Source organism: Arthrobacter sp. 05N428_2 (genome assembly GCF_056397065.1).
Genome location: NZ_JBFTMR010000002.1, coordinates 315,812 through 340,821 on the forward strand (window position 1 = coordinate 315,812; position 25,010 = coordinate 340,821).

At 65.4% G+C, this 25,010-nt stretch carries 25 protein-coding genes; 15 read left to right on the forward strand and 10 right to left on the reverse strand.

The genetic code is table 11. From position 1 onward, the window contains the following. The first annotated feature begins 89 nt into the window (after positions 1-89). The 5 genes from AC1DGI_RS03180 to AC1DGI_RS03200 all read left to right on the forward strand — a co-directional run bounded on the left by AC1DGI_RS03180 (position 90) and on the right by AC1DGI_RS03200 (position 4,261). Complete coding sequence (locus AC1DGI_RS03180; protein WP_476897731.1) at positions 90-827, forward strand: response regulator transcription factor; 738 nt, start codon at positions 90-92, stop codon at positions 825-827. Continuing rightward, the gene (locus AC1DGI_RS03185; RefSeq protein ID WP_476897732.1) at positions 824-1,972 is read left to right on the forward strand and encodes a sensor histidine kinase; all 1,149 of its coding nucleotides are present in this window, start codon (positions 824-826) and stop codon (positions 1,970-1,972) included. The genes AC1DGI_RS03180 and AC1DGI_RS03185 overlap by 4 nt, the downstream gene beginning before the upstream one ends. A 70-nt stretch (positions 1,973-2,042) precedes the next feature. Next, on the forward strand, positions 2,043-2,780 hold the full coding sequence (locus AC1DGI_RS03190) for a glycosyltransferase family 2 protein (RefSeq protein WP_476897733.1): 738 nt from the start codon (positions 2,043-2,045) through the stop codon (positions 2,778-2,780). A 9-nt stretch (positions 2,781-2,789) separates the two neighbouring features. After that, entirely contained in the window at positions 2,790-3,488 is a 699-nt protein-coding gene (locus AC1DGI_RS03195; RefSeq protein WP_476897734.1) for a TIGR04282 family arsenosugar biosynthesis glycosyltransferase, read from the forward strand. Between the two features lie 53 nt (positions 3,489-3,541). Continuing rightward, positions 3,542-4,261: a class I SAM-dependent methyltransferase gene (locus AC1DGI_RS03200; protein WP_476897769.1), complete on the forward strand. Its 720-nt coding sequence runs from the start codon at positions 3,542-3,544 to the stop codon at positions 4,259-4,261. On the opposite strand, the gene AC1DGI_RS03205 is transcribed toward AC1DGI_RS03200, so the two are convergent. Both AC1DGI_RS03205 and AC1DGI_RS03210 read right to left on the reverse strand, forming a co-directional pair. Continuing rightward, complete coding sequence (locus AC1DGI_RS03205) at positions 4,156-4,689, reverse strand: hypothetical protein (RefSeq protein ID WP_476897735.1); 534 nt, start codon at positions 4,687-4,689, stop codon at positions 4,156-4,158. The genes AC1DGI_RS03200 and AC1DGI_RS03205 overlap by 106 nt on opposite strands. Continuing rightward, on the reverse strand, positions 4,686-5,858 hold the full coding sequence (locus AC1DGI_RS03210) for a molybdopterin-dependent oxidoreductase (protein WP_441403279.1): 1,173 nt from the start codon (positions 5,856-5,858) through the stop codon (positions 4,686-4,688). The genes AC1DGI_RS03205 and AC1DGI_RS03210 overlap by 4 nt, the downstream gene beginning before the upstream one ends. Positions 5,859-5,969: 111 nt before the next feature. On the opposite strand from AC1DGI_RS03210, the gene AC1DGI_RS03215 reads away from it, so the two are divergent. The 4 genes from AC1DGI_RS03215 to AC1DGI_RS03230 all read left to right on the forward strand — a co-directional run bounded on the left by AC1DGI_RS03215 (position 5,970) and on the right by AC1DGI_RS03230 (position 10,568). Then, the gene (locus AC1DGI_RS03215) at positions 5,970-7,424 is read left to right on the forward strand and encodes a glycosyltransferase 87 family protein (protein WP_476897736.1); all 1,455 of its coding nucleotides are present in this window, start codon (positions 5,970-5,972) and stop codon (positions 7,422-7,424) included. A 29-nt stretch (positions 7,425-7,453) separates the two neighbouring features. Next, on the forward strand, positions 7,454-8,332 hold the full coding sequence (gene mtnP, locus AC1DGI_RS03220; protein WP_476897737.1) for an S-methyl-5'-thioadenosine phosphorylase: 879 nt from the start codon (positions 7,454-7,456) through the stop codon (positions 8,330-8,332). Further along, positions 8,329-9,414, forward strand: a complete 1,086-nt coding sequence (locus AC1DGI_RS03225) for an NAD-dependent epimerase/dehydratase family protein (protein ID WP_476897738.1) — start codon at positions 8,329-8,331, stop codon at positions 9,412-9,414. Before mtnP ends, AC1DGI_RS03225 begins: the two co-directional genes overlap by 4 nt. Positions 9,415-9,770: 356 nt before the next feature. After that, complete coding sequence (locus AC1DGI_RS03230; protein ID WP_476897739.1) at positions 9,771-10,568, forward strand: dioxygenase family protein; 798 nt, start codon at positions 9,771-9,773, stop codon at positions 10,566-10,568. Here the strand turns inward: AC1DGI_RS03230 and AC1DGI_RS03235 are convergent. After that, entirely contained in the window at positions 10,565-11,179 is a 615-nt protein-coding gene (locus AC1DGI_RS03235; RefSeq protein ID WP_441403388.1) for a TMEM175 family protein, read from the reverse strand. The genes AC1DGI_RS03230 and AC1DGI_RS03235 overlap by 4 nt on opposite strands. Before the next feature lie 9 nt (positions 11,180-11,188). Further along, on the reverse strand, positions 11,189-13,336 hold the full coding sequence (locus tag AC1DGI_RS03240; protein ID WP_476897770.1) for a transglycosylase domain-containing protein: 2,148 nt from the start codon (positions 13,334-13,336) through the stop codon (positions 11,189-11,191). 158 nt (positions 13,337-13,494) lie between these two features. On the opposite strand from AC1DGI_RS03240, the gene AC1DGI_RS03245 reads away from it, so the two are divergent. Further along, on the forward strand, positions 13,495-13,701 hold the full coding sequence (locus AC1DGI_RS03245; protein WP_476897740.1) for a hypothetical protein: 207 nt from the start codon (positions 13,495-13,497) through the stop codon (positions 13,699-13,701). Between the two features lie 100 nt (positions 13,702-13,801). On the opposite strand, the gene AC1DGI_RS03250 is transcribed toward AC1DGI_RS03245, so the two are convergent. From AC1DGI_RS03250 to AC1DGI_RS03260, 3 genes are all read right to left on the reverse strand, one after another. Beyond that, positions 13,802-14,854: an ABC transporter substrate-binding protein gene (locus AC1DGI_RS03250; RefSeq protein ID WP_476897741.1), complete on the reverse strand. Its 1,053-nt coding sequence runs from the start codon at positions 14,852-14,854 to the stop codon at positions 13,802-13,804. Between the two features lie 84 nt (positions 14,855-14,938). Further along, complete coding sequence (locus AC1DGI_RS03255; RefSeq protein WP_476897742.1) at positions 14,939-15,826, reverse strand: ABC transporter permease; 888 nt, start codon at positions 15,824-15,826, stop codon at positions 14,939-14,941. Beyond that, the gene (locus AC1DGI_RS03260) at positions 15,823-16,827 is read right to left on the reverse strand and encodes an ABC transporter ATP-binding protein (protein WP_476897743.1); all 1,005 of its coding nucleotides are present in this window, start codon (positions 16,825-16,827) and stop codon (positions 15,823-15,825) included. The genes AC1DGI_RS03255 and AC1DGI_RS03260 overlap by 4 nt, the downstream gene beginning before the upstream one ends. A gap of 128 nt (positions 16,828-16,955) precedes the next feature. On the opposite strand from AC1DGI_RS03260, the gene AC1DGI_RS03265 reads away from it, so the two are divergent. The 3 genes from AC1DGI_RS03265 to AC1DGI_RS03275 all read left to right on the forward strand — a co-directional run bounded on the left by AC1DGI_RS03265 (position 16,956) and on the right by AC1DGI_RS03275 (position 19,899). Next, positions 16,956-18,539, forward strand: coding sequence for an ATP-binding protein (locus AC1DGI_RS03265; protein ID WP_476897744.1), 1,584 nt, complete (start codon positions 16,956-16,958; stop codon positions 18,537-18,539). Then, positions 18,536-19,258, forward strand: a complete 723-nt coding sequence (locus tag AC1DGI_RS03270; protein ID WP_476897745.1) for a response regulator — start codon at positions 18,536-18,538, stop codon at positions 19,256-19,258. The genes AC1DGI_RS03265 and AC1DGI_RS03270 overlap by 4 nt, the downstream gene beginning before the upstream one ends. Before the next feature lie 101 nt (positions 19,259-19,359). Next, entirely contained in the window at positions 19,360-19,899 is a 540-nt protein-coding gene (locus AC1DGI_RS03275) for a hypothetical protein (RefSeq protein WP_476897746.1), read from the forward strand. A 12-nt stretch (positions 19,900-19,911) separates the two neighbouring features. Here AC1DGI_RS03275 and AC1DGI_RS03280 read toward each other — a convergent pair whose 3' ends face one another. Together AC1DGI_RS03280 and AC1DGI_RS03285 are read right to left on the reverse strand one after the other, a co-directional pair. Beyond that, positions 19,912-20,403: a hypothetical protein gene (locus AC1DGI_RS03280; RefSeq protein WP_476897747.1), complete on the reverse strand. Its 492-nt coding sequence runs from the start codon at positions 20,401-20,403 to the stop codon at positions 19,912-19,914. A 97-nt stretch (positions 20,404-20,500) separates the two neighbouring features. After that, positions 20,501-22,918 carry an alpha/beta fold hydrolase gene (locus tag AC1DGI_RS03285; protein ID WP_476897748.1) on the reverse strand — a complete coding sequence of 806 codons (2,418 nt, stop codon included), beginning with the start codon at positions 22,916-22,918 and terminating at the stop codon, positions 20,501-20,503. 69 nt (positions 22,919-22,987) lie between these two features. On the opposite strand from AC1DGI_RS03285, the gene AC1DGI_RS03290 reads away from it, so the two are divergent. Both AC1DGI_RS03290 and AC1DGI_RS03295 read left to right on the forward strand, forming a co-directional pair. Beyond that, positions 22,988-23,620: a TetR/AcrR family transcriptional regulator gene (locus AC1DGI_RS03290; protein ID WP_476897749.1), complete on the forward strand. Its 633-nt coding sequence runs from the start codon at positions 22,988-22,990 to the stop codon at positions 23,618-23,620. Between the two features lie 26 nt (positions 23,621-23,646). After that, positions 23,647-24,501 (forward strand): 3-hydroxyacyl-CoA dehydrogenase, encoded by an 855-nt coding sequence (locus tag AC1DGI_RS03295; RefSeq protein WP_476897750.1) that lies wholly within the window; start codon positions 23,647-23,649, stop codon positions 24,499-24,501. A gap of 40 nt (positions 24,502-24,541) precedes the next feature. Here AC1DGI_RS03295 and AC1DGI_RS03300 read toward each other — a convergent pair whose 3' ends face one another. Next, positions 24,542-24,934 (reverse strand): VOC family protein, encoded by a 393-nt coding sequence (locus AC1DGI_RS03300; RefSeq protein ID WP_476897751.1) that lies wholly within the window; start codon positions 24,932-24,934, stop codon positions 24,542-24,544. Positions 24,935-25,010: the final 76 nt, after the last annotated feature.

The following is a 25,010-nucleotide window of genomic DNA, read 5'->3' on the forward strand; positions in this document are numbered from 1 at the left end:
AACGCGGAAAGTCTTACGAATCACACACAGTCACCCCGGCGGTGTCCGGAACGCTCGCAACCGGGACAGCCGCGGCCTATGGTGAGAACATGGCCCGAACCCACGGCCCCGTGCGCCTCGGTGACGATTTGCGTGACCGACGGGTTCTCGTCGTCGAGGATGATCCGACCGTGAGGGAAGTCGCCTGCGACTACCTGCGCTCCGCAGGCTTCATTGTTGACCACGCCGCTGACGGATTCAGCGCACTGAAGGCCGCGGAACACACCAGGCCGGACTTGATCGTGCTGGACCGGATGCTTCCCGGGATCAGCGGGGCTGAAGTCTGCCGGCGAATCCGCGACAACGCGTCGACGCCGATCATCATGCTCACGGCCCTGGGTTCCACCGAGGATCGTATAGAGGGCCTTGAAGCAGGCGCAGACGACTACCTCGCCAAACCGTTTTCCCCGCGTGAACTCGTCCTTCGGGTGCAGTCGATCCTTCGCCGCAGCATCACCGACATCACCCCCGAAGCCCCCTTCGACCTGGGCTGTTTCCGGGTGGATGCGTCCAACCGCAAGATCTTCCAGGACGGGCGCTTGCTCGGCCTTTCGGTGCGCGAATTCGACCTGCTCGCCTTCCTCCTCAAACACCCCGACCAGGTTTTCAGCCGGGCGCAGCTCCTGAAGGCGGTGTGGCAGTGGAACTTCGGGGACCTATCCACGGTCACCGTTCATGTCCGCCGGGTCCGAGAAAAAATCGAAGACGACCCGGCGAAACCACGGTTGCTGACCACCGAGTGGGGCATCGGATACCGGCTCAGCGTCCAGGGCCGCGGTGAATCATGATCGCACTGGCGGACTTTGGCGTCATCCTCCTCACCGCGGCGGTGGCGGCAGGCCTGGTGGCCGCCTGCGCAGGAATTGCCCTGCGATTCGCACGGCACAAGTCAATGCTGTTGCGGCTGCTGATCGTTGTCGCGGCCACAGTGGCTTCCATCGCGGCGGCCACCATCGCGATTGCTGCCCAGATGTATATCTCGGATCACGATCTGGTGGTGCTGTGCTGGGTGATCGGCGTCGGTGCCGCCATCAGCCTGATTGTCGCTGCGTTGATGGGAGTCGGCATCAGCCGGACGGGCGTCCGGCTCCGGTCCACGGCCCGGGCGATCGGCGACGGCCAAATTGTCGTCCCGGAGGACTACACCGGACTCGAATTCGCCACCCTGGCCCGTGAACTGGCCGAAACCTCACAGCGGCTCGCCCGCTCCCGGGAGGAAGTCGCCACGCTGGAGCAGTCCCGGCGACGCCTCGTCGCATGGATCTCCCATGACCTGCGCACCCCGCTCGCGGCACTGCGTGCGATGGCGGAGTCCCTCGAGGACGGCGTCGTCGAGGAACCAGACCGCTACCACCGGCAGATCCGCGTTCAGGCAGAGACTCTCGCCAGCATGGTTGATGACCTGTTTGAACTTTCGAAAATCCAGTCAGGCACGCTCAGGCTTCACATGGAGCCCGTCTCCCTGTTCGACCTCGTCAGCGACGCCGTCGCTGACTTACACCCGGTCGCCGCATCCCGGTCAATCACCCTCAAAGAGTCCCGGACCGGGAACCTCACCCTCTACGGTGACGCGCGCGAACTATCCCGGGTGATCGGAAACCTCCTCATGAACGCGATCGAGCATTCCCCCGCGAATAGCGAAATCCTCATCTCCGCCCGTGAGACCGGCAATGAACACGTCGCCCTGAGCGTGGTGGACGCCGGCGGCGGAATTCCGGAAGAAGACCTCGGGAAGATCTTCGACGCCGGCTGGCGCGGAACTCCGTCCCGGACACCCTCGGCAACATTGGACATGTCCGCGGGAGCCGGCCTTGGCCTTGCCATCGTCGCCGGCATCGTCGAAGCCCACGCCGGTGGAGTCTCCGTCCGCAATGTACCCGGCGGATGCCAATTCGACATCACGCTCCCGCGTTTCGGCGCCCGCACCGCCTGAGGACGCCGATGTCCGCGCACCGTAAGGAATAGCGGGCGAATTTTGCGGCCAACGTCCCTAGCGTGGAGGAATGAGGCTAGAGACTCAGTTCGTTGTCGACGTGGTCCTGCCGTGCCTTGACGAGCGCGGCGCGTTGCCGTGGGTGATGTCCCGGATGCCTCCCGGCTACCGGGCGATCGTGGTGGACAACGGCTCAACGGACGGTTCGGGGGAACTGGCGCTGGAACTGGGCGCCGTCGTGGTCCGGGAGGAGATGCGCGGCTTCGGGGCCGCCGCCCACGCCGGACTTGTCGCGGCGACGGCTGACTATGTCGCCTTCTGCGATTGCGACGGTTCGCTGGATCCGGCACGTCTGCCCGCCCTTCTGGCTCCGGTCATGGCCGGCGCCGCAGATCTGGTGCTGGGCAACCGCCGGCCGCGGCGCGGGTCATGGCCGGTCCACGCCCGGATTGCCAACGCCGTACTTGCGTGGCTGCTGCGCAGGCTGACAGGTGAGGCCGTCACCGATCTTGGACCGATGCGCGCAGGGCGACGGACCGAGCTCTTGTCGCTGGGGCTCCAAGACCGCCGCAGCGGCTATCCGCTGGAGATGTTCCTGGAGGCCAGCCGGCGCCATTGGCGGGTTATCCAGGTCCCGGTCGATTACGCGCCGCGCACCGGCCGGTCCAAGATAACCGGGACGGTCAAGGGAACGTTGACGGCGGTCCGCGACATGGCCGTCCAGCTCACGGCCGTGCCCGGACAGCGTCGGACCGGAGCTGCGCCGCCCCTGCCCGGTCCGGAGCTGCGGCTGCGGGACTCGAACTAGGGGCACGCAATGGACCTGACGGTGGCGGTCATCGCCAAGCAATGCATGCCCGGGCGGGTGAAAACCCGCCTTTCCCCTCCGCTGACCACGGCGCAGGCCGCGGACCTCGCTCAACTGAGCCTGACCCGAACGCTGGATACGGTACGGCGTTTGCCTGTCCGCCGCCGGCTCCTGGTCATGGACGGCACGCCGCGAAACCGCGACTCACAAGGGTTCACAGTGACCGGCCAAAGCGCGGGGACGCTGGACGAACGGCTCGCCGAGATCTGCGACTTCGCCGAAGACCCGTTAGTGATACTCGGCATGGACACGCCCCAGGTATCCCCGCTTCACCTTGCTGCACTCCTTAGTGATTGGTCCGCCGAGCGGCCGGCACACGATGCCTGGCTGGGACCGGCGGACGACGGCGGGTTCTGGGCCATCGCCCTCCTCCGGCCCCGCGGAGCTCTCATCCGCGGCGTTCCGATGTCCACGGACAGGACCGGGGCCCGGCAGTTGGCCCGGCTGACCCAACACGGGCTCTCCACCGGCCTGCTGCCCGTACTCAGGGACATGGACTTCTTCGCCGATGCAATCGAGATCGCCGGTGCGATCCCGGGCACGGCTTTCGCGTCCGCGGTCTTCGCCGTTTCCGCACGGCTGGCCGGGCACGCACGGCTGCAAGCGCCAGAGCCGGCGGTGCCGCATGGGGCAGGAGACCCGCGGTGACGGGGCTAACCGGCGTCCCGGTGCCGGCGCCTGCACCGGCCTTCGGCCAAGGCATGCGGGAACCTTATGCCCGGGCCCTGCGGGTGGGGGGAGGGACTCTGACGCTGCGGCCGTATACCCCCGGGGCCGGCGTCGCCCCCGGCCCCGGCGAAGTGCGGTTCGAGGTTCTCGGCTGGTGCTCGGAGGCGAGCGTCCTGGAGCGGAACCTGCTTCAGGGCCTGAGGGGACCTGTCCTTGATATTGGCTGCGGGCCGGGCCGGCTGCTGGCCGCTGCCCGGTCCTTGGGCCTGATCGCGCTGGGCATTGACATCAGTGCGGAGGCTGTCAGCCAGGCCTGCAGCCGGGGGGCCAGCGCGCTGCTGCAGTCGGTTTTTTCACCGGTTCCGCAGTCCGGGAACTGGCGGTCTGCGGTTCTGCTGGACGGAAACATTGGCATTGGGGGGAACGTCGCGCGCTTGTTGCGCAGGTGCCGGCAGCTGATCGCACCGCAGGGAACATTGCTCGTGGAGACGGACCCGGACGAAGGCATGGACGTGGCCTACCAGGCGGTGCTTGAGGACGACGACGGCAACCTGAGCGAGCCGTTCGCATGGGCGAGGACAGGCAGGGCGGCTCTGGCGTCCCGGGCCGAGGCCGCGGGCTGGACCCTGACGGCGACAGACCAGGTTCAAGGACGGGTATTTTGCCGGTTGTCGCCTCTACCTGACCGGGTGCCGTCGGCGGATCGAACGCCCGCGCCGGCGCGGGGACGCCCGGCCCGTTCGAACGCGTAGATCGCCACTGCGGCCACGATGATGAGGGCCGTCCAGAACCAGAGGAGGCGTCCGGCATAGTCGCCCTCGAGGGCACTGATGTTGCGTGCTTCCGACTGCGCCTTGATCAGGATCCCGGTGACCAGGCTGACTGCTGCGCCGGTCATCAGGGTCCCGCGCAGGATGGCAGCGGAGACCGGCCGCAGCCGGGATCCTGTTCGTGCCAGCCCCGCCCCCGCCAGCGTCGACAGCGGTACGATCACGCCGTCGTGGAGCAGCACCGCGGCGGCAAGCCAGGTAAGGAGGCCCACCAGTTGCGGAGGGCCCAGTTGGGTGGGCAGGCCCAGCAGCCCGTTTCCAATGAGTGCGATGCCCGCAAGCGCGAGGAAAATCCGGAGCAGCCGGCCTGGGGCCGGTCTGCGGGGGCGACGGGCGTTCAGCGGTTTCACAGGACCTCCACCTGCTGCAGCCATTTGGTCTGCAGGACTCCCGGGCGCCCGGGCGCAATAATCCTGGCGGGGTAGCCATGCTCCAGGTCCAGGACAGCCCCGTTGAGTTCCAGCGCCACGAGCGTGCGCTGGTCCTGAACATATTCCGCCGGCATGGACATCAACCGGTACGGGCCTTCGGGTTCCATGCTCGTGACACGCAGAGCCGAATCCGGCGGTGCGCCGACGGCGCCGATCAGATCGCGGATTCGCACACCCCGCCAGTGTGCGGTCTGATTCCACCCCTCGACACAGGCGATCGGCAGCTCCTCTTGATGCTGGGGGAGTGCCCGGAGCTCGGCCAGATTGAATGGGGTAGTCGTCCCCTTGTACGTGACAGCCAGCGACCACCCGCCGGACGTGGCAAGAGCACCGACCTTCGCGTCTTCCGAGGTCCGGTTCACCGGAACGGACTGCGGGCCCGTGCCCATGGTACGGGGGGCGAAGAGGTTCAGTGGGCCCAGCCAGGAAAATGATTGCCCGGCCGTGGTGAGAACCACCACGCCTGTGGACACGCCGACCCCGGTGAGGAAGGCCCGCCTGGACCAGTGACCGGGGGCAGTACTGCGCTCGGGGCCGTGGAGTTCACTCCGGCGGACGGCGCGGCCGTTCCAGTTGGCCTGGATGGCGGGAAGCTTCACCGCGATGTGGAGGAGCAGCGATCCCACGATGACCCACGCCAGCCAGTAATGGGTTTCGCGGAACGGGAAGGGCCACGGGTACCACTTGTAGGTATTGATCAACCCGGTGGTCAGCTGCAGCAGCGAGGAGGCGATGAAGAGAGCTACGGAGGCCCGCTCCAGGGCATGGGCTACGGACTTGACGGGCGGCCATTTGAGCAGCTCCGGGTACACGGACCAGAGTTTCGCCAGCAGCAGCGGGATGGAGGCGATGCCGGCGGTCACATGCAGCGCCTGGCTGAGCTGGTAGATCCAGGCCGGGCTGGTAGGGAAAAACATCCACGACGGCGGGTTCTGCAGGCCGTGGCTGAACAACCCGGTGAGGAAGCAGACGGTAAAAGTCACGGCCAGCCAACGTCCGAGGACCACGGTCAAGCGGGTGCTCCGGGTCGGGGAGGCAAACCTGGCAGCCAGCGCTTCGGTGATTCTTTGCGGGTCGGGCCCTTTCATGCTCTAAGCACAGCACCGTTTCCCGCGCCCAGCCCGCCCAGGATCTTACGAACCGCGGAAATCCATCGAGCGGAAGGGATTCCCGCGGCGGAACTGGGGCAGGATCAAGACGTGAGCCTGTACCGTGCGAAGCCGTCAGTCTGCAAAGCCAAACCGTATGCGGTGGCCGCGTTGCTGTTGCTTGCGTGTGCGGCGTTGACGTGGTGGATGGTTGAGCGGGGGAACTCCTTCGCGCCCGCGCCGCTCGTGGGTTCCTGCATCTACTGGCTTGTTCTGGTCGCGGCCGTTAGGTCCCTGCGGCACGTGCCGAGCCGGCGGATCGTCGTCGTCATCCTGGCCGGCTCTGTGCTGCTGGGTGTGGCCGCGGTGAGCGGACCGCCGCGGACTAGCAACGACTCGGCGCGGTATGCCTGGGACGGCATCGTGCAGAAGGCTGCGATTTCCCCGTACGCCTATGTGCCCGCCGATGAAAGCCTCGCCGGTCTGCGGCCCGCGTGGCTCTTTCGGCCCGGAACGGCCGGCGACGACGGGAAGACAGTCTGCCCGGCGGACCTCTTCGGCACGGGATCCGTGGCGTCTGCCGGTTACCCATCTGGAGAACCACTCTGTACGGCGATCAACCGGCCGCAGGTGCCGACCATCTACCCTCCCGCGGCCGAGATCTACTTCCTGGCGGTGCGGGCCGCCGTCCCGGACACAGCCGGTTACCTGCCGTTCCAGCTCGGAGGCTGGCTGATCAGCACGGCCGTCACCCTGATGCTGCTCACGATCCTGGCCAAGAGCAGGGGACCCCTGCATCTGGCCGCGGCCTGGTCTTGGAGTCCCCTGGTGCAGCTGGAAGCGGTGAACAATGCGCACGTAGACGTGCTGGCCTGCGCGCTGATGCTGGCGGCGGCCATGCTGCTGGTCAGGGGCAAGCCTTTACGTTCCGGTGCGGCGTTCGGAGCGGCCGTAGCCACGAAGCTCATTCCCCTGATTGCAGCCCCCGCGCTGCTGTTCCGGCGCCCGGTGGCCTTCGTCGTGTCTGCAGCCGGAAGCTTTGCCCTTGTGTACGTGCCGTATGTGCTGGCCGCCGGAGCAGGGGTCTTCGGGTTCCTGCCCGGGTATTTGAAGGAGGAAGGCTACAGCCAGGGCGGTGGCGCCAGGTTCGGGCTCGCCCAGTTCGTCTCGGCAGGTCCGTGGCCGGTGCTGCTCAGTGGCGCCGCCCTTGCCGCCGTCGGGGTGTGGACCTGGCGCTCGACGAGCTTGGGAAACCTCTGGCAGCGCCAGGCCACCCTGATCGGGCTGACGCTGCTGATCGTCAGCCCGGGCTACCCCTGGTACGCGCTGATGCTGCTCCCTTTCGTCGTCCTGGGCCGCCGCTGGGAGTACATCACGGTGGTCGTTGCCCTCGACGTCCTTTACATGGTGCCCACGGTCCCGCCGTTCGGGGCGAACCTGGAACGAGGTGCCCTGGTTGCCGCCGCGCTTGCCGTGGCCGCGGGCGCCTGGCAGCGGCGCCGGAGCCGGTACGCCGTTGCCGGTACGCCGCAGCCGGACTCCGCCGCCACCGGGCTCCTGACATGACGGGCCGGGCGGGTGGCATCATGGGCGCTATGGAAGCAACAGGCCTTGCAGGATCCCGGGCCCGCATCGGAATCATCGGCGGTTCGGGAACCTACCGGCTCCCGCGAGCCGCCGTCCGGGCGCATGTCGTTATCCGGACCCCCTACGGGGCCACCTCAGGGCCCGTCACGCTGGCCGAGGTAGCCGGGCGCGCCGTCGCGTTCCTGCCCCGGCACGGCGCCGGTCATTCGCTCCCGCCACAGACGATCAACTACCGCGCCAACCTGTGGGCGCTCAAAAGCCTCGGCGTGGAGGCGGTTATTTCCTCATCGGCGGTGGGCGGGCTGCGGGCCGGGTACCGGCCGGAGACGTTCGTGGTGCCCGACCAGCTGATCGACCGGACGTGGGGACGGGCTGACACGTTCTTCGACGGCACGGCGCCCGCAGGCGCCGAACCGGCAGGAGTGCAGCACTTGCCGGCGTCGGAGCCCTTCTGCTCCGGACTGCGCAGACGCTTGTCCGCGGCGCTCGCGGACCTGCAGCTGGCGCACGCACCGGCAGGGACGGTGGTGGTCATCAACGGGCCGCGTTTCTCGACCCGGGCGGAATCCGCCAGCTATGCGGCCGCCGGCGCCGACATCATCAACATGACCCAATACCCGGAGCCAGTCCTGGCCGCCGAACTGAACATGGGTTACGCCACCCTGGCCTACATCACCGATTCGGACACCGGCCACGACGGCTCGGACCCGGTCACCGCCGACGCCGTATTTGACCGGCTCAAAAACGCCCAACCAGCCATTCTGGCAGTGCTGGCAGCAGCAGTCGGGACAATTGGGGACGACTACACTCCGGCCCGGCTGATGGACCCTGCCGCGGTGAACCGGATCATGGCTTATCCTGCTGCAGGTGCGCGGGAGCAACGGTGAGGCTCCTCGTCACCGGCGGGGCAGGCTTCATCGGCTCGCACATCGTTGATGCCGCCCTGGCGAAGGGCTGGCGGGTGCGGGTCCTGGACTCCCTGGATCCCAGCACGCACCCGGTTCCGCCCAGATTTGACCCACGGGTGGAGCTTCTCACCGGCGACGTCGCGGATCCTGTGATCATGCGCGCCGCCTTGGATCGAATCGACGTCGTCAGCCACCAGAGCGCGAAGGTGGGGCTGGGGGTCAGTTTTGTCGACGCGCCGGACTACGTCCGCAACAACGACTACGCGACGGCGGTTCTGCTTGCGGCCATGGAAGAGCATCGGATCCTCCGCTTCGTGCTGGCCTCCTCGATGGTGGTCTACGGCGAGGGCGCCTACACGGACCCGGATTCCGGACTGCCGGTCCGGCCCGGCCCGCGGACCGAGAAGGACCTGCGCGGGGGCGTCTTTGACCCGCGCAGCCCGGACACCGGATCGATCCTGACCCCGGCGCTCCTCACCGAGGAGGCCCGGCTGGATCCGCGCAGCGTCTATGCCGCCTCCAAGTTGAGCCAGGAGCACCTTGCGTCTGCCTGGGCGCGGGAGGTTGGAGGCGTGGCGATCGCACTGCGGTACCACAACGTCTATGGGCCCCGGATGCCGCGTGACACCCCGTATGCCGGGGTGGCATCACTGTTCCGCTCTGCCCTGGCCCGGGGCGAGGCGCCGCAGGTCTTCGAGGACGGCGCCCAGCGCCGCAGCTTCGTCCACGTCAGGGACGTGGCTGCCGCCAACATCCTCGCCGCCGAAGCCCTCGGCCCTCAATCCGGCACCCAATCCCGCTCGGACCGCTGGCACTTCCGGGCCTATAACGTCGGCGCTGATGCCGTTCACACCATCGGCCAGGTAGCCGCTGCCCTCAGCGCGTTCAGCGGCGGTCCGGCTCCGGTGGTCACCGGCCGCTACCGTGCCGGCGACATCCGGCACATCACCGCGTCATCGGAGCGGATCAGGGGCGAGCTGGGCTGGTCAGCCATGATCGGGTTCGACGACGGCATGCGGGAATTCGCCACTGCGCCGCTGCGCGGCTCGGAGCGCGGCTGACACCCCGGCGGCGGCTCGGACCGGGGAGCACCTCACCGATATGGGAACCCCCTGGGAATCGGGCACGACACCACGCCGTCGGGGACATCCGCGGCGGGCTCGGGGATGGGCGGGTGGGTACTCCATCATCGATGCCGAGACTATCGACCAGACCGTCGGTCTCATGGTGGGCCACCCTCACCTGATGATGCCGGGCGCATCGATCCAGGTCGACGAGGCCCTTGACGTCCCCGGAATGAAGCGATGCACACGCACCGCGGGCCGGAGTCGGTCCGCGGTGCGCTTCGTCGTCGCCGGGCGCGAGGAATCAAAGAAAAGAGCTTGAAGCTTCAAGTAAAATCAGTTACGCTGATGTCATGACACAGACACTCGATCGCCCGCCGGTACTCTTCCTCAGCCATGGTGCGCCCCCGCTGGCGGACGACGCCACCTGGACCCGCCAACTCAACGACTGGTCCGGGACCTTCGACAAGCCCAAAGACATCCTCATGGTGTCCGCCCACTGGGAAAACGCCCCGGTCACGCTCAGCGCCACCGGGCGGAACCCGGGACTGGTCTACGACTTCGGCGGTTTCCCGCAGAAGTACTACGACGTCACCTACGACGCTCCGCAGGCTCCCGTCCTGGCCGCCGAGGTGGAGAAGCTCGTGGCCGGCCACGGCCACCACGTCGAGCGCGATGAGAGCCGCGGCCTGGACCACGGCGCCTACGTCCCGCTCAAGGAGATGTTCCCGGACGCCGACGTTCCGGTGGTGCAAATGTCCATGCCCACCCTCGATCCGCAGGGCCTGTTCAATCTTGGCAAGTCGCTGGCGCCGCTGCGCGACCGCGGCACGCTGATCGTCGGGTCCGGCTTCACCACGCACAACCTGCGCTGGTTTAACCCCGCCGGCGGACCCGACAGCACCCCGCCGTCGGTCTCCCGTGAGTTCGACCACTGGGCAGAGGAAGCCATGGCGCGCGGCGACGTCGACTCCATCCTGGACTTCCTGCACAAGGCCCCGGCAGCCCGCGAAGCGCACCCTCGCAGCGAACACTGGGCGCCGCTGTACGTGGCGCTCGGGGCAGCCTACGAATCCGGCGACCTGCACGCCAAGACCGCGATCGACGGGTTCTGGTTCGGCCTGTCAAAGCGCTCCTGGACCCTGACCTAGGCCCGCGGACTCCGGTCACCGTTACCGCCGCGGGCCGCTTGCGTGACGAAGTGTTCAACCCTGCGGTCCGGCACCAGCCAGATCAGGGCCACCGCGGTGTACATCGCGAGCCCCAGCAGCGGCTGCACGGACGCCACAGCGATACCGGCGAGGTAGATCAGCGGCGACGCTTTGCCTTTCCAGTCCCGGCCGATCGCGCGTGAAAGCGCGCCGTCCCGGCCCTGCCGGCGGATCAGCGTCTGCTGCAGCACGAAGTAGGCGACGGCTGCGCAGAGCAGGTTGATTCCATAGACCAGCACCGGTACCTCGACGAACCCCGACTCGTCCATCCAGCGGGTACTGAACGGGAACAGCGACAGCCAGAACAGCAGGTGCAGGTTGGCCCACAGGACTGATCCGTTGACCGTGTCGGCCAGGTGGATCATGTGGTGGTGGTTGTTCCAGTAGATCCCCACGTAGACGAAGCTGAGCAGGTAGCTGAGGAAGGTCGGCAGGATAGCGGCCAAGCCAGCCCAGGTCGGTTCCCCCGGCGCCCTCAGTTCCAGGACCATGATCGTGATGATGATGGCCAGTACACCATCGCTGAAGGCCTCCAGGCGGTTCTTGTTCACGGCATCAGCTTAGGGCTTGGTCATGGACTCGGGCGGCGGAGGAAACGGCGCGGCCGGGTAGAGTCCTGCCACTTCCAGCATGTAGTTCGCCCACTGCGGACCGGCGAGCATGTAGCCGTCAATGGCCTTGTAGAACTTGCCGTTGATGGTGACATTTTGGCCCGGCCGTTTCTGGCCTGCCAAGGTGTCCCCGAAGAAGGAGGCAGTGGCGAGCCCGGACGTGTAGCCGACCACCCAGGTGGCGCCGTTGGTGTTGGAGGTGCCGGTCTTGGCCGCAGCCGGCACATGGTCCTGGACCTTGGGTTCGATGTAGATTCCGGACCCCCGTTTCAGCACGTCCTGCAGTACCGAGTTCACGCCGCGGGCGACCTCGGGTTTGACCGCGCTGCGACACTCGCTGACTTGTGCCGGGAGGTCCCGTCCCGCTGCATCCTTTACGGCGGCGACGGCGATCGGGGCGCAGTACTTGCCGTCAGCGGCAAACGTGGCAAACGCATTGGCCAGGTGCAGCGGGGCGACGCCGATGGCGCCCAGCAGGTTGCCCAGCTGGTGCATGTTCACCTGGGCGTTATCCACGCCGCTGTGCAGCCCCACGGTATCCACCATCTTCTGGATGCCGCAAAAGTCCAATTGGGTGGCTTCCGCGAAGGTCGCCGTGTTGATGGAGTTGTAGAGCCCGTAATTGACGGGCATCCTGCGGTAGTAGCCCTCGTCATTGTTCTGCAGGTCGTCCGCGGCGCCGAGGGCACTCTGCGCCGTGTCATAAGCCCCAAGGACCTTTCCGCAGCTGGACCGCCAGGGAAAGTCCAGCGGATAGGTCCGCCGGGAGGCGTCCACCACGGCCACCATGGACTTACCTTCATTGAGCCACTCCGCAAAGGTAAACGGCTTCATCGTGGATCCTGGCTGGAATCCGCCAGCGCCATTGAGGTCATTCCCGTTGGCGTCCTTGGCGTCGACATTGAAGTTCAGCTGCGTATCAAACTTCCCCGGCTCGGGAAGGAACACAGTGTTCTGCGCCATGGCAAGGATCTTGCCGCTGCCCGGTTCGACGGAGACCAGGGACGCACCCCACTTATCCGGATTGGCCCCGGCCGTGGCATCGACCTGCGCCTGCGCGGCGCCCTGCAGCCTGCTGTCCAGCGTGGTGGTGATGGTCAGGCCGCCGCGGTACAGCTTCTTCTCCCGATCCGTCGCGTCGACGCCGTAGGCCGGGTTGTTGAGGATCAGGTGGGCGATGTAGTCGCAGAAGTACGGTGCCGTGTCGGCCGCTGAACAGCCCTGCCTTGCGGGTTCGAGCTTCAGCCCCACGCCCGCGGCGACGGCGGCGTCGTGATCGGCGCGGGAGATCTTCCCCTCGCCCAGCATCTTGTCCAGAACCTGGTTGCGCCGCTTGAGGGAGTTTCCCGGATTGGTGGCGGGATCATAGTAGCTGGGGCTGTTGACCAGGCCGGCCAGCAGGGCGGCCTGCGGCAGCGTGAGGTCCTTGGCGGTGGTGCTGAAGAAATGCCGGGCTGCGGCCTCTATGCCGTAGGCGTCCCGGTTGAAGAACACGATGTTGAGATAGCCCTCCAGGATCTGGTCCTTGGTGTACTTCTTTTCCAGCGCGATGGCCAGCTTCATCTCGCGCACCTTGTCGCCGATGCTCTTCTGCCCGCTGAGGATGACTTGATCGGTCTTGTCCGCGGACAACAGCGACTCATTGATGACGTTGGTGACGTACTGCTGGGTCAGCGTGGAGGCGCCTTGCCTGCCCCCGTTGATCAGGTTGAATGCGAGAGCGCGGAGAACTCCTTGCGGGTCGACGCCGGCGTGCTGGTAAAAGCGGCTGTCTTCGATCGCGACAATGGCATCCCTGATGTACGGCGACATCTGGTCCAGCCCCACCTTCACGCGGTTTTCGGCGAAGAACGTTGCGATCGGCTTCCCGTCCGCGGTCAGTACCCTGGTCGCCTGCGACGGCGCATCAACCTCCAGTGCGGACGGGAGATTGTTGAAGAAGGTGATCGACCCACTGACAGCGAGGCCGGCGGCAGCGACGCCGGGGATGGCCAGACTGGCCGCCAGGACACCGCAGATCGCACTCACTATCCAGAGCCCGATGACCCTCCAAAGGGTCGCGGCCAAACGAGATCCGAGTCGTTTCTTCGGCGCCATTTTCTGACCAGCTAGTGCGCTCAAAACCTGTGCCCAGAATACGCCGACGGCCGTTCAACGGCCAGCCGAGGACCCCGGGCAATTGCCTCCGGGCAGGGTGTCGACTCACGAGCATCTTGGGAGGACGATTAAAGGGCAGCCGCTAAAGGAGGTACACGATGTGCTATTCATCCAACAAGGACTTCGGGCGCAGCTACGAGAAGGAAACCGCCCGGAAGACTGAAACCCACAGCGAGGCGAAACCGGAGGACCGCTCGGAGCTTCGGACGCAGAGGCAAGGCATGCTGTTCTGGCCCTTCCCGCGCCGTCGCAGCGAACGCCCCACCAAAGAACCCGTCGGTGACCGTGTCGACGAGAAGGTCTAACCGGGGCACAATTCACCAGCACGAACTGCTGCAGAACGGCGGCCACGTCCAGGGACGTGGCCGCCGTCGTGCCAGACGCTGACTGGCGGTTTACTGTTCCTTACTTGGCGGCCTGCACGAATTCGTTCGTGAACGTTTTTTCCAGGTCAATTGTCTTGCCCTTGACCTCGGCGTTGGTCTGCAGCACGTCGTTGACGATCTTCGGACCGTCGGTGGGCATGAGGCCGGTGGGGCTGTAGATGCCCTTTTCTGCGTCCAGTGCCTTGATGTAGGCATCCTTGCCGACACCCGCGTAGTAGTCGGCGGGAACCTTGTCAGTGATTTCAGCAGCTGTGTGGTCCTGGATGAACTTGAGGGTTTTGACGTAGACGTTGGCCAGCTTCTGAACGACATCCTTGTGCGCCGCCACGTAGTCGCTGGTCATGTACAACGACGTCGCCGGGTAGGCCCCGCCGAAGGTCTGCTGCGCACCGGCCAGTGTCCGGGAGTCGTAGAGGATGAAGGCCTTGTTGGTGCTGACCAGCTGCGAAACTGTGGGTTCCGTTGTCATAGCGCAGTCGATGTTCTTGTGGTCCATCGCGGCAATGAGGGTGCCGCCGGACTGGACGCCGATGCGGTGGGTCTCCGAAGGGGCGACGCCGTTTTTCTGGCCGATGTACTGGGTCAGGTAATCCGTGGAGGATCCGAGGTCGGTAATGCCGAGGTTGCGGCCCTTCCAGTCCGCTGCTGATTTGATCTGGTCCTTGAGGTCGGTCCGGCAAAGTTCGACTTCGCCGGGGACCTGGAGCATCGTCACGACGGCCTCAGTGGATTTTCCCTTGGCTTGCAGGACCTGGTTGTGGTCGTAGAATCCGCCCACACCGTCGACTTGGCCGGAGATCATGTTTGTCTCCGCGTCAACCCCGGCCGGTTCGTCGGAGAGCTGGATGTTCAGGCCGGCATCCTTGTAGTAGCCCAGCTGGTCGGCGAGCTTGAAGGGAAGATAGATCTGTTTGTTCAAGCCGCCCACCATGATCTTGACCTGCTGGCCGTTGGCGTCTCCGGCCTGTTGCGGTGCCTGCCCGGCCGTGCTGGCTGTGTTGGCACAGCCCGTCATCGCTGCCAGCAGGGCTGCGGCGACGCCGGCTCCGGCGATCCACTTTTTCGTAGACATTGTTCTCCTCTTTGAGATGTTGGTGCCGCGGACTAACAGGTCCGCGACGATGTATTAAAGGACGGTGTATGGAAGGTGATGCGGTCAGGCTTCTGCTGCCGCACTGTGCTGGGGCGGGCGCCAGCGCAGCAGCCGGTTTTCCAGTTTGGTAATTAGCCACTCGGCAATGAGCGCGACGACGGCCATGATGACCATGGCGGCCCAGATGCCGTTCTGGTTCAGGTTGCCCTGGGCCTGCCGGATCAGGTTGCCAAGTCCCTCCTGCGAGCCCAGGAACTCTCCGACGATGGCCCCGATGAGGGCAAAGCCGAATGCCACATGGAGGCTGGCGATGATCCACGAGAACGCAGAGGGGATGACCACCTGGCGCGTCACTTGCCACTTGCTGGCTCCGAGGATCTCCGCGTTTGCAATGAAGTTCTTGTCGACTTCCCTTGTGCCTTGAAAGGCATTGAAGAAGACGCCAAAGAATACGAGGACGATGACCAACATGACCTTGGACATCAGGCCCAGGCCGAACATGACGACGAAGGAGGAACCAAGCACGATGCGCGGAACGGCATTGATGACTTTGAGGAAGGGGCCGATCACCTCGGACAGGAACTGGATCCGTCCCATCGCGACCCCGAAAACTATGCCGAGAGCCGTGCCGATGAAGAAGCCGATGAGGGCCTCTTCAATGGTTACCGTGATCTGCTGGCCCAGGGATCCGTTGTCGGTCCCCTCGGTGACCCAGATGTAGAGCTGCTTCACAATGAGACTCGGCTGCCCGTAGAGCAGGGCGTCCAGGGCTCCGGCCCGGACCAGCAGCTCCCAGCTGCCCAGGAGCAGTATGACGATGCCGAACTGGACCCCCAGCACAGTGAGCCGGCGTCGGGAGGCAAATCTATTTCGTCCCCCGGAACCTTGCGGGGCGGCCCGGGGCTTTTCCTCCGGCGCGGTGGCAGTTTTGTCCAGGCTTGTCATGGTCATTCGGCGTCCGTTCTGTCCGGCTTGGCGCTCCGGGTTGTCTGGGCATAGGCAATATCCACTTCCTCACGCAGGGCTTCCCAGATGTTCTGGTAGATGTCGATGAACTTCTTGTCGAAGCGGATTTCCTGCACAACGCGCGGCCGCGGCAAGTCAATGTGGAAGGTTGCCTTCACACCGGCAGCCGGTCCGGCCGTCATGACAACCACCTTGTCGGCCAGCGCGATAGCCTCCTCGAGGTCATGCGTGACAAATACGACGGCAGGTTTGCTTTGCTCCCACAGGGTGAGCAGCTCGGTGCTCATCTTGGCGCGGGTCTGCACGTCGAGGGCGCTGAATGGTTCATCCATCAACAAGAGCTCGGGCTCGTTGATGAGGTTCTGGGCAAGAGCCACGCGCTTGCGCATGCCCCCCGAGAGCTGGTGGGGGTAGTTGTTCTCGAAGCCGGCAAGCCCGACTCTGCGAATCCAGTCCCGGGCATCCCGGTAGGCAGAATTCTTCTGCACGCCCCGGTACCGGGGGCCTGCTGCCACGTTTTCCAGGACGGACTGCCACGGCAGGATCGCGTCCGTCTGGAACATGAATCCTGCGTTGGGGGTGATCCCGTCAACCTCCTTCCCGAAGACGCGCACCGACCCTTCGGATGCTTTTTCCATTCCCGCGGCCAAGGTCAACGATGTTGACTTGCCGCACCCCGTCGGCCCCACAATCGCGCAAAACTCTCCGCGTTCCACGCGCAGATCAAGGTTGTTCAAGGCGGTATAGCTGGAACCGTCCGGGGTACGGAATCTCTTTGTTGCTGCCGTCATTTCTATTGCCGGGGACGTGGCAGCTGCCGCCGTCCGGCCGTTCGTTCGTGATTCGGACACCGTCGTCACTCGAATCCTCTCTTCGTCTTCGTTGGCTTGCGTGAAGTGGATCACATAAGCTTTGTCGACCTTAGAAAGAGATGACCGGTGAAGAAACGCTTGAGTAACTTGTGCAACAAAGCCGCGATGTTGCACGTTTCGTGCATTTTGTGCACGACGACGACGTCGCCCCGGACCGGTGGCCCCGGTGTCCCCGCCTGCGGGCTCGGGTGAGCTGGAGCGGCGCCTGGGCGTCCCTTGTCCGCCACGGACGCACTCGGACGTTGACCGCGCAGATCCTGGTCTGGATGCTGTCCATCCTGGTCCTCACCGTGACCATGGGCGGCATGGTGTTCACCCTGATCAGCAACCAGTCCCTGGACCGCCAGTACCAACTGCGGGCCCTGGGCATTGCGGCCAGCGTCTCGCAAATGCCCCAGGTACGTGCGGCGCTGCAGGCCGGGGATCCGCAACACACGATCCAGTGGCTGGCGGCAGGCGTGGTCGATGCCGCCCAGCCGGCCTACGTCGTCGTCACTGATAGTTCCGGCGTCCGATTTTCGCACCCGAATCCGGCCCTGATCGGACAGCAGCTCGAAGAGCCGGTGGCAGTCCTTGACGGACAAACGCACTTGGGGGTGAATGCCGGAAGCCTGGGCACGTCCGCGAATGCGAAGGTGCCCGTTCGATCCGGTGACGGGTCAATCATCGGTCAGGTTTCTGTTGGCATCCTCGTCACAACGGAGCAAGGCGACCAGATCCAGGAGGCCTGGCTCATCGTCGGATTCTCGGCCGCGGTCCTGGCGCTGGGCGTTCTGGGTTCGCTCCTGCTGGCCCGCAGAATCAAACGCGTCACATTTGATTTGGAGCCTGCGGAAATTGCTTCGCTGCTGCAGGAACGCGAGGCGTTGTTGCACGGAATCCGGGAGGCCGTCGTCGGGCTGGACGACGACGGGTTGGTGACACTGATCAACGAGGAGGCACGTCGACTGCTCAAAGTTGAGGCCGCCGTCGTGGGTAAACCGGTGACCGATCTGGTCCCTCCGGGCCGGCTGAGGGACTTACTGACCGGGGCTTTGCCGGGCGCAGACCAGGTTGCGTTGACGGCGGATTCCCTTCTTGTCGTCAACCGAATGCCGGTGGTGCTCGCCGGCAGGAGCATAGGCTCGGTAGTGACCATTAGGGACCGCACTGAGACAGAAGCCCTGATCCGGGACCTTCACTCCGTGCACGGACTGATGGACGCGATGCGTGCCTTGGAGCACGAATATGCCAACCGGTTGCACGTCGTGGCGGGGTTGCTTGAAATGGGTGAGCATTCGAAGGCCAGGAACTACGTTTCCCAGATCTCCGACACGTCGAGGTCGCTCGGGGAGGGGTTGCGCGGACGAATTGCGCCGCCGGAGCTCGCAGCCATGCTGCTGGCCAAGATCACCGTGGCAGCAGAGCAGGACGTGCTCATTAGCGTGACGGAGGATTCCCGGCTGCATCAGACAACTGTTAGCCCCCATTCGCTGCTGACAATTGTGGGCAACCTTCTTGACAACGCAGTGGACGCGCTCGCCAACACTCCGATGCCCCGACTCGTGACCATCCAACTGGATGACGCGGACGGCGTCTTTATTGCGGTTCGCGACAACGGCGCCGGAGTTCCTGCCCATACTATTGACCAGGTCCTGGTTGACGGTTACACGACCAAGGAAGCCCGGCCCGGCATGCGGCGCGGGATCGGACTGGCCCTGGTAAGCCGGATCGTCCGCCGAGCAGCCGGCACCCTGGATGTGTTTCCCGGCCCGGGAGGACACTTTGAAGTATGGCTCCCAGCCGATCCGCGGGCCCCCGGACCGAACGACGAGGAAGTTCAATGATTAGAACGCTGGTAGTCGACGACGACTTCCGGGTGGCACGCATTCACGCCTCACGTCTGGCACGGGTGGATGGCTTCGAGTGCGTAGGGGAGGTTTACACTGCCGCGGCCGCCCGCGAAGCGATCGAACGTCTGCAGCCGGAGCTACTCCTGCTGGACGTCCATCTGCCCGACGAAAACGGGATTTCCCTGCTGCGCTCACTTCAAGTTGCCGGCACCCAGATTGATTCGATCATCATCACCGCCGCACGTGATCTGAACACGGTCCGATCAGCCATGAGCAGCGGAGCCGTCTACTATCTGGTCAAACCCTTCAGCTTCGACCAACTGCGCCTCCAGCTCGATGCCTACCGGCGCTGGCGCCACGAACTGGAATCCGCTGTACGCGGAGATCAGTCCACGGTTGACACCCTCTTCAACCTGCGCCGGGCCGCTGTCGAGCCTGCGGCGGCTCCGCAGCACCGGCTTCAACCGACCATGCAAAAAGTCTTCGACGCCGTCCGGAGCTCGCCAAACCCAATTGGCGCGGCGGACATAGCCGACCAACTCGGCGTCAGCCGGCCTACAGCCGCCCGCTACCTCAGCGCCCTTGAGCGCAAAGGACTGGTCGTGCTGGATCTCGCCTACGGGGGCACCGGGCGGCCCCTCAACTCCTATACGGCTCAATCAATCGCCGCCAAGCCGCCGCAGCGCCAGGGTGACGGGGCATCGCGAGGCTAACTCGTGAGGCGGCCCGGGACTGGATGACCAGCAGTCGATCCCTCAGGAAGCTTCTTCAGCCGTTTTCAAGCACCTGGCGCCCAATGCCCGATGATGGAGTCATGCGAAGGGTTATTGGTTGGCTGACGGCGGCAATCATCGTCACGCTCATCTTTGGAAGCGTCTATGGTTCGCTCCAGCAGCTGGGCCGCCGCTCAGCCAATGCGGCGCCTGCGGCGGCGGCCTCGGCAGAGGTTCAGCAGCTCGGTTCGGAGACGCTCACCGCGCCGCGGCTGGAGCTGACACCGGACACCGGGGTCTTTGTCATCGTGTACGGCGCGGACAACCAGCCGGTGTCCGGGACGGTCAATCTTCATGGAACGCTTCCCGTCCTGCCCCCGGGCGTGCTGCAGTCCGCCCGGGACATCGGTTCCGATGCTGTGACGTGGGAGCCGGAGCCGGGCCTGCGGATGGCGGTTGTCGCGCGGCCGGCGGCGGGCAAGGTCGTCGTCGCCGGGCAGTCCCTCACCCCCTACGAGGACAGGGACAAGATGGTGCAGTTTTTCCTGGCGGTTGGATGGCTGGGAAGCGTTCTTGTGCTGGCCGCGGGATATGGGGCAACCGAGTTGCTCCGCCGCCGCCGTCCGCTTCCGACGTCATGATCCGGTGGTGACTTATCCGCGGCGACGCACCGTGCCGAGGGCGACAGCCGCCAGAGCCAGTGCCAGGGCGCCGGCGAATAGAGCCAGCTGCCGACGCCGAGCCGTATCCGAAGTCCAAGCCGGGCGCGCAACTTTGCCGTCGCTTCGATCCTGATCCCCGGCCGGCAGTAGCCCCTCGTATTTCTGGCTTTCGGTGATGCCCTCGGACCTGAGGACACGCCGCTCCTGGAGTGCGGCCTCGAGGTGCTGGTCGGGAACTGTCTCTATGCTGTCGGCGGCAACTGCGGCGGGAAGGTCCACAATGTACGTCTTTCCGAATGCCGCATCCGACGCCACTGCGTCCAGCCATGGTCCCGGCTGCCGGCTCAGCCCGCGCTCGGCGAATGCCTTGGAGAGCATTGCTTTGATCTCCGACAGGGACTTCCCGGGAGCCCGTTTGACAACATCGAAGATCGCCAACTGCCGCTGTACGTTGTCCGCATTCGCCGGTGTAGGACTCTCCACAGCGGGTCTCCCTCTGTCGACGGCGGGCGCCCCCGGGAGTGCGCGGTGCCGGTTGTGAAATTGTCGAAGCCTGCGTCTTTTGTGGCGCAAGGTCAGTCTAGCGAGAGCTACCGCTTCCGGACAGGATCGCGGGGACCCGCGACAGGAACTCTTCAACCACGGCGGCGAACTCGTCGGGCCGTTCAATCTGCGGCATGTGTCCCGTGTTCGAAAAGACGTGCTGCTCGGCGCGGGGCAACGCCGTGACAGCTGCCTCAAGGTGGCCGAACGGAAGGATGTGGTCCCGGTCGCCCCACACCACCAGCGTCGGAACGTCCGACTTCGCCAGGGTGTCAATGAGTGCCGACCGCCATTCGGCCCGAACCCCGGAGATGGTCCCCAGATCGCGGGCGATGTCGAGGAGCGTTTGGCGGTGCGCGGACTGTTGCGACAAGGCGAATGCATGGCCAACGCGGGCGTCGGTTACCAGCGCTTTGTCGTAGAAGAGGGACTGGACGGTGCGCAGTGATGCTTTCTTATCGGGGCGCATGAGCACTGTCGCGAGCGGCCGGACCGCGAGCAGGCGCAGCACCAGCGCGACCTCCTTGCCGAACCCGGCGCTGTTCGCCAGCACCAGGGCGGAGACGCGGTCGGGGTGGTCGGCAGCCAGCTTCATGGCGACGGCCCCGCCGAGCGAGTTGCCCATCACGGGCAGCGGTCCGTGCACCCCCAGAGCGTCAAGGAAACCCGGGAGAGCGCCCGCGAGGCTCGCCAGGGTGGCCCGCCCGGAAGGCCGGTCGGAGTACCCGAAGCCGGGCAGGTCAACGCTGTAGACGGTGTGCCGTGCCGCGAGGCGCTCGTGCTGCTCGGTCCAGTCTTCGAGGCTCTGGCCGATGCCGTGCAACAGCAGCACGGGGTCCCCGCTGCCGGTCTTCCGGTAGCGCAGCCGTGCGCCGTCGACGTCGATGTGTCCTGTTCCGGGAAGTTCGAGGGGATCCCGGGCCGCTGCCGGGGCTAGCGGTCCGGAAGCCTGCACCCGTTGCCCGCGCCGGCCGAACCGAACGTGGTCCGTCAGCCTGCCGGCCCTGAGCAGGGCGAAGTCGCGCAGATAGTTCTGGTGCAGCCGCCAGGGTGAGCGTGAGCCCTGCCTTGGCAGCTCGCCCGCGCCGCGCAGGATGTAGCCGGCCTTCAAATCGATCAGCGAACTCAGGACGCCGTTTGCGACGCTCGTGGGTGCCTTGGGCGCCACCCACTGCAGGTTCTGACGGTCGAGATACTTCAGCAGCCGGCAGATGTAGCCTGCCACCAGGTCCGCTTTCAGGGTCCAGGAAGCGTTGGTGTAGCCGATGGTGAGCGCAAAATTCGGAACGCCCTCCAGCATCATGCCCTTGTAGGTCAAGGTCGTCCCGGTGTCCACGGGCTCGCCGTCGACGGTGAGCGTCATGCCGCCGATCACCAGGAGGTTCAGTCCGGTCGCGGTGACAATCACGTCGGCCGGTATCGAATCACCCGAAGCAAGGGCAATCCCGTCCGGGGTGATCCGCGAGATCTGGTCGGTCACGATGTCGGCGGTGCCTGCGCTGATCGCACGGTAGAGATCGCCGTTGGGGATCGCGCAGAGCCGCTGGTCCCAGGGCTGATACGACGGCGCCAAGTGCGTGTCCACCGCAAACCCTTCCGGCAGCTTGGCGATGGCCGACTTGCGGAGGATTGCCTTCATCGTTTCCGGCCGCCGTCGGCTGAGCTGGTACGTGAACATCGAAAACAGAATGTTCTTGACCCGTACGACGTCGTACGCCAGTTGCGCCGGCAGCTTGCCCCGGAGGCGGTCGGCCAGGTGATCCCGCGACGGCACGGGGGCGATGTAGGTGGGGGAGCGCTGCAGCATGGTCACCTTGGCGGCAGACTTCGCCATCGACGGCACCAGCGTCACGGCGGTGGCTCCGCTGCCGATGATAACCACCTTCTTCCCCGCGTAATCGAAGTCCGCCGGCCAGTGCTGCGGGTGCACGATCGAGCCGGCGAAGGTCTCCGCCCCCTCGATGGCCGGGGTGAACCCCTCGTCATAGCGGTAATAGCCGGAGCACACGGACAGGAACGAGCAGGTGAACGTGACCGGCTCGCCGGCACCGGATTCGGCGTCGTCCGGTCGGTATTCGCCGGCCGACGTCTGGACCGCGGTGACGGTCCACAGTGCGGTTTCGCTTGACCACTCCGCCGACACGACCCGGTGATTCAGCCGGATCTGGGATGCGAGGCCCTCGTCCGCAACGGTGGCCTCGATGTACTCGCGGATCGAATCGCCGTCGGCGATCGCTTTGGCCCCGGCCCAAGGCCGAAAGGAGTAACCGAGGGTGTACATGTCGCTATCGGAGCGGACGCCCGGATACCGGAAGAGGTCCCAGGTTCCTCCCACCGCACCCCGCGACTCGAGGATGGCGAAACTCTTCCCCGGCATTTCGCGCTTCAGCCTGCTGGCAAAACCGATGCCGCTCAACCCTGCTCCGACAATCAACACATCCACGTGCTCGCTCATCAGGCCACGTTATCGACTCAAAGTCGAGAGAGTCAACAGTGTGTTGATAGGCCGCGCTAGGATAGGCCCATGGCTCAACGAGGCAGACGTACTGCAAGGGTTTCGGGGGATGAGCGCCAGGACGCGATCCTTATCACCGCCGAGGCGCTCATTGGCGAGCGGGCCTTCGACGAGATCTCGATCGAGGAGCTGGCCAAGGGCGCGGGCATCTCCCGTCCGACGTTCTATTTCTACTTCTCGTCCAAAGACGATGTGCTGCTGGCCCTTCTGGATCGCGTTATCACCGAGGTGGAACACCGCGTCGGCGACTTGCCGCGGGACTTCGCGAGCGACCCCGTAGGAGCCTGGACGCGTTCGATCGGCATGTTCGTCGAGGTGTTCGTGGCCCACCGCGGCGTCGCCACCGCGGCAATCGCAGCGAGGGCCCGCAACGAGGAGGTCCGGGCGCTTTGGTCCAAGTCGATGCAGTCCTGGGTCGACTTCTCGAGCGACGTGATCCGGTCCGAGCAAGCGCGCGGCGCTGCGCCGGAAGGCACCGACCCCCACGACCTGGCGGTAAGCCTCAACCTGATGAACGAACGGGTGATCACTGCGGTCCTCAACCGGGAGAGTCCCGCGATCGAGGAGTCCAGCGCCCTGGACGTGTTGTCAACCATCTGGATCCGCAGCATCTACGGTTCCGTCAATCCCGGGCGCCGGTAACGTCCGCGTCGAAAGGAAGAACTCGAATGCCCCACATCAAAACTTTGACCGTGCTCGGCACCGGAGTGCTCGGTTCCCAGATCGCCTACCAGGCCGCCTTCCACGGATTCGCGGTCACCGCCTACGACATTGACGACGACGCCCTCGAGAAGGCGCGGGCGCGCTTCGCCCGGCTCGCCGGCATCTACCAGGCGAAGGTAGCCGGCGCCTCGGAGGGCAACGCCGAGGCAGCCCTGGAAAACCTCCGCCTCACCGCCGACCTGGCGGACGCCGTCGCCGACGCAGACCTCGTGATCGAGGCGGTCCCCGAACTGCTCGAACTCAAGCGGGACGTCTACCGCAAGCTCGCGGGCCTCGCCCCGGCCAGGACCATCTTCGCGACGAACTCGTCGACTCTGCTGCCCAGCGACCTCAAAGATTCCACCGGCCGCCCGGACCGCTTCCTCGCCATCCACTACGCCAACAACATCTGGGCGCAGAACATCGCCGAGGTGATGGGGACGGCTGAGACCGACACGGAAGTGTTTGACGCCGTCGTCGAGTTCGCCCGAAACAGCGGGCTGGAGCCGATCGAGATCAAGAAGGAGAAAGCCGGCTACGTCCTCAACTCGCTGCTGGTACCACTGCTGAATGCGGCCGCCGGGCTGCTGCTACAGGGGGTCGCCAGCCCGGAGACAATCGACAAAACGTGGCGGATTGCCACCGGAGCGCCCAGCGGACCGTTTCAGATCTACGACGTCGTCGGCCTGACCACCGCGTACAACATCGCCTCGTCCTCCCCGAACGCCGGGTCGCAGGCCTTCGCGCAGTACCTGAAGACCAACTACATCGATAAGGGCAAGCTCGGCGTCGCCACGGGCGAGGGCTTCTACAAATACTGATTCCGCTCCGAGGGGAGGGCACAGGGGAGTAGGGGAAACCTTAGGGTTGAAGGCCCTGTTCTCGCTCAAGGTCCTGGACGGACCGGGACAGCAGGCAGAACTCGTTGCCCTCCGGGTCGGCCAGGACCACCCAGCTGACATCCGGCCCTTGGCCAATATCCGTCCGGACCGCGCCCAGGGCGAGCAGGCGCTCCAACTCCTCGCCGGTGGACACGCCGTCGGCCCGCAGGTCGAAATGCAGCCGGTTCTTGACGGTCTTGCCCTCGGGTACGGCGATCACATCAATGGAAGGGCTGGTTTCATCCCGCGGCGCGATGCTGATGATGTCTGTATCCTCGTCGACAACCTGCCAGTCGAGGACGGCGCACCAGAAGTCGGCGACCACCCTGGGCCGGATCGCGTCGATGGCAAGAGAAGTTAGTTGGCTCGGCATGGCACCACGATAGCGCTTCCTGTCCCCTCTACTTCCAATCTATCCCGCGCAAGGGGGCTTGCGGCAAGGCCCCCGT

Bases quoted from the DNA above. Each gene is read 5' to 3' on its own strand.
- AC1DGI_RS03200 (WP_476897769.1), top strand. From the start codon at position 3,542: ATGCGGGAACCTTATGCCCGGGCCCTGCGGGTGGGGGGAGGGACTCTG.
- AC1DGI_RS03275 (WP_476897746.1), top strand. From the start codon at position 19,360: ATGCGAAGGGTTATTGGTTGGCTGACGGCGGCAATCATCGTCACGCTC.
- AC1DGI_RS03285 (WP_476897748.1), bottom strand. From the start codon at position 22,918: ATGAGCGAGCACGTGGATGTGTTGATTGTCGGAGCAGGGTTGAGCGGC.
- AC1DGI_RS03190 (WP_476897733.1), top strand. From the start codon at position 2,043: ATGAGGCTAGAGACTCAGTTCGTTGTCGACGTGGTCCTGCCGTGCCTT.
- AC1DGI_RS03255 (WP_476897742.1), bottom strand. From the start codon at position 15,826: ATGACCATGACAAGCCTGGACAAAACTGCCACCGCGCCGGAGGAAAAG.
- AC1DGI_RS03295 (WP_476897750.1), top strand. From the start codon at position 23,647: ATGCCCCACATCAAAACTTTGACCGTGCTCGGCACCGGAGTGCTCGGT.
- AC1DGI_RS03240 (WP_476897770.1), bottom strand. From the start codon at position 13,336: ATGGCGCCGAAGAAACGACTCGGATCTCGTTTGGCCGCGACCCTTTGG.
- AC1DGI_RS03270 (WP_476897745.1), top strand. From the start codon at position 18,536: ATGATTAGAACGCTGGTAGTCGACGACGACTTCCGGGTGGCACGCATT.
- AC1DGI_RS03230 (WP_476897739.1), top strand. From the start codon at position 9,771: ATGACACAGACACTCGATCGCCCGCCGGTACTCTTCCTCAGCCATGGT.
- AC1DGI_RS03210 (WP_441403279.1), bottom strand. From the start codon at position 5,858: ATGAAAGGGCCCGACCCGCAAAGAATCACCGAAGCGCTGGCTGCCAGG.
- AC1DGI_RS03195 (WP_476897734.1), top strand. From the start codon at position 2,790: ATGGACCTGACGGTGGCGGTCATCGCCAAGCAATGCATGCCCGGGCGG.
- mtnP (WP_476897737.1), top strand. From the start codon at position 7,454: ATGGAAGCAACAGGCCTTGCAGGATCCCGGGCCCGCATCGGAATCATC.
- AC1DGI_RS03245 (WP_476897740.1), top strand. From the start codon at position 13,495: ATGTGCTATTCATCCAACAAGGACTTCGGGCGCAGCTACGAGAAGGAA.
- AC1DGI_RS03185 (WP_476897732.1), top strand. From the start codon at position 824: ATGATCGCACTGGCGGACTTTGGCGTCATCCTCCTCACCGCGGCGGTG.
- AC1DGI_RS03300 (WP_476897751.1), bottom strand. From the start codon at position 24,934: ATGCCGAGCCAACTAACTTCTCTTGCCATCGACGCGATCCGGCCCAGG.
- AC1DGI_RS03250 (WP_476897741.1), bottom strand. From the start codon at position 14,854: ATGTCTACGAAAAAGTGGATCGCCGGAGCCGGCGTCGCCGCAGCCCTG.
- AC1DGI_RS03290 (WP_476897749.1), top strand. From the start codon at position 22,988: ATGGCTCAACGAGGCAGACGTACTGCAAGGGTTTCGGGGGATGAGCGC.
- AC1DGI_RS03180 (WP_476897731.1), top strand. From the start codon at position 90: ATGGCCCGAACCCACGGCCCCGTGCGCCTCGGTGACGATTTGCGTGAC.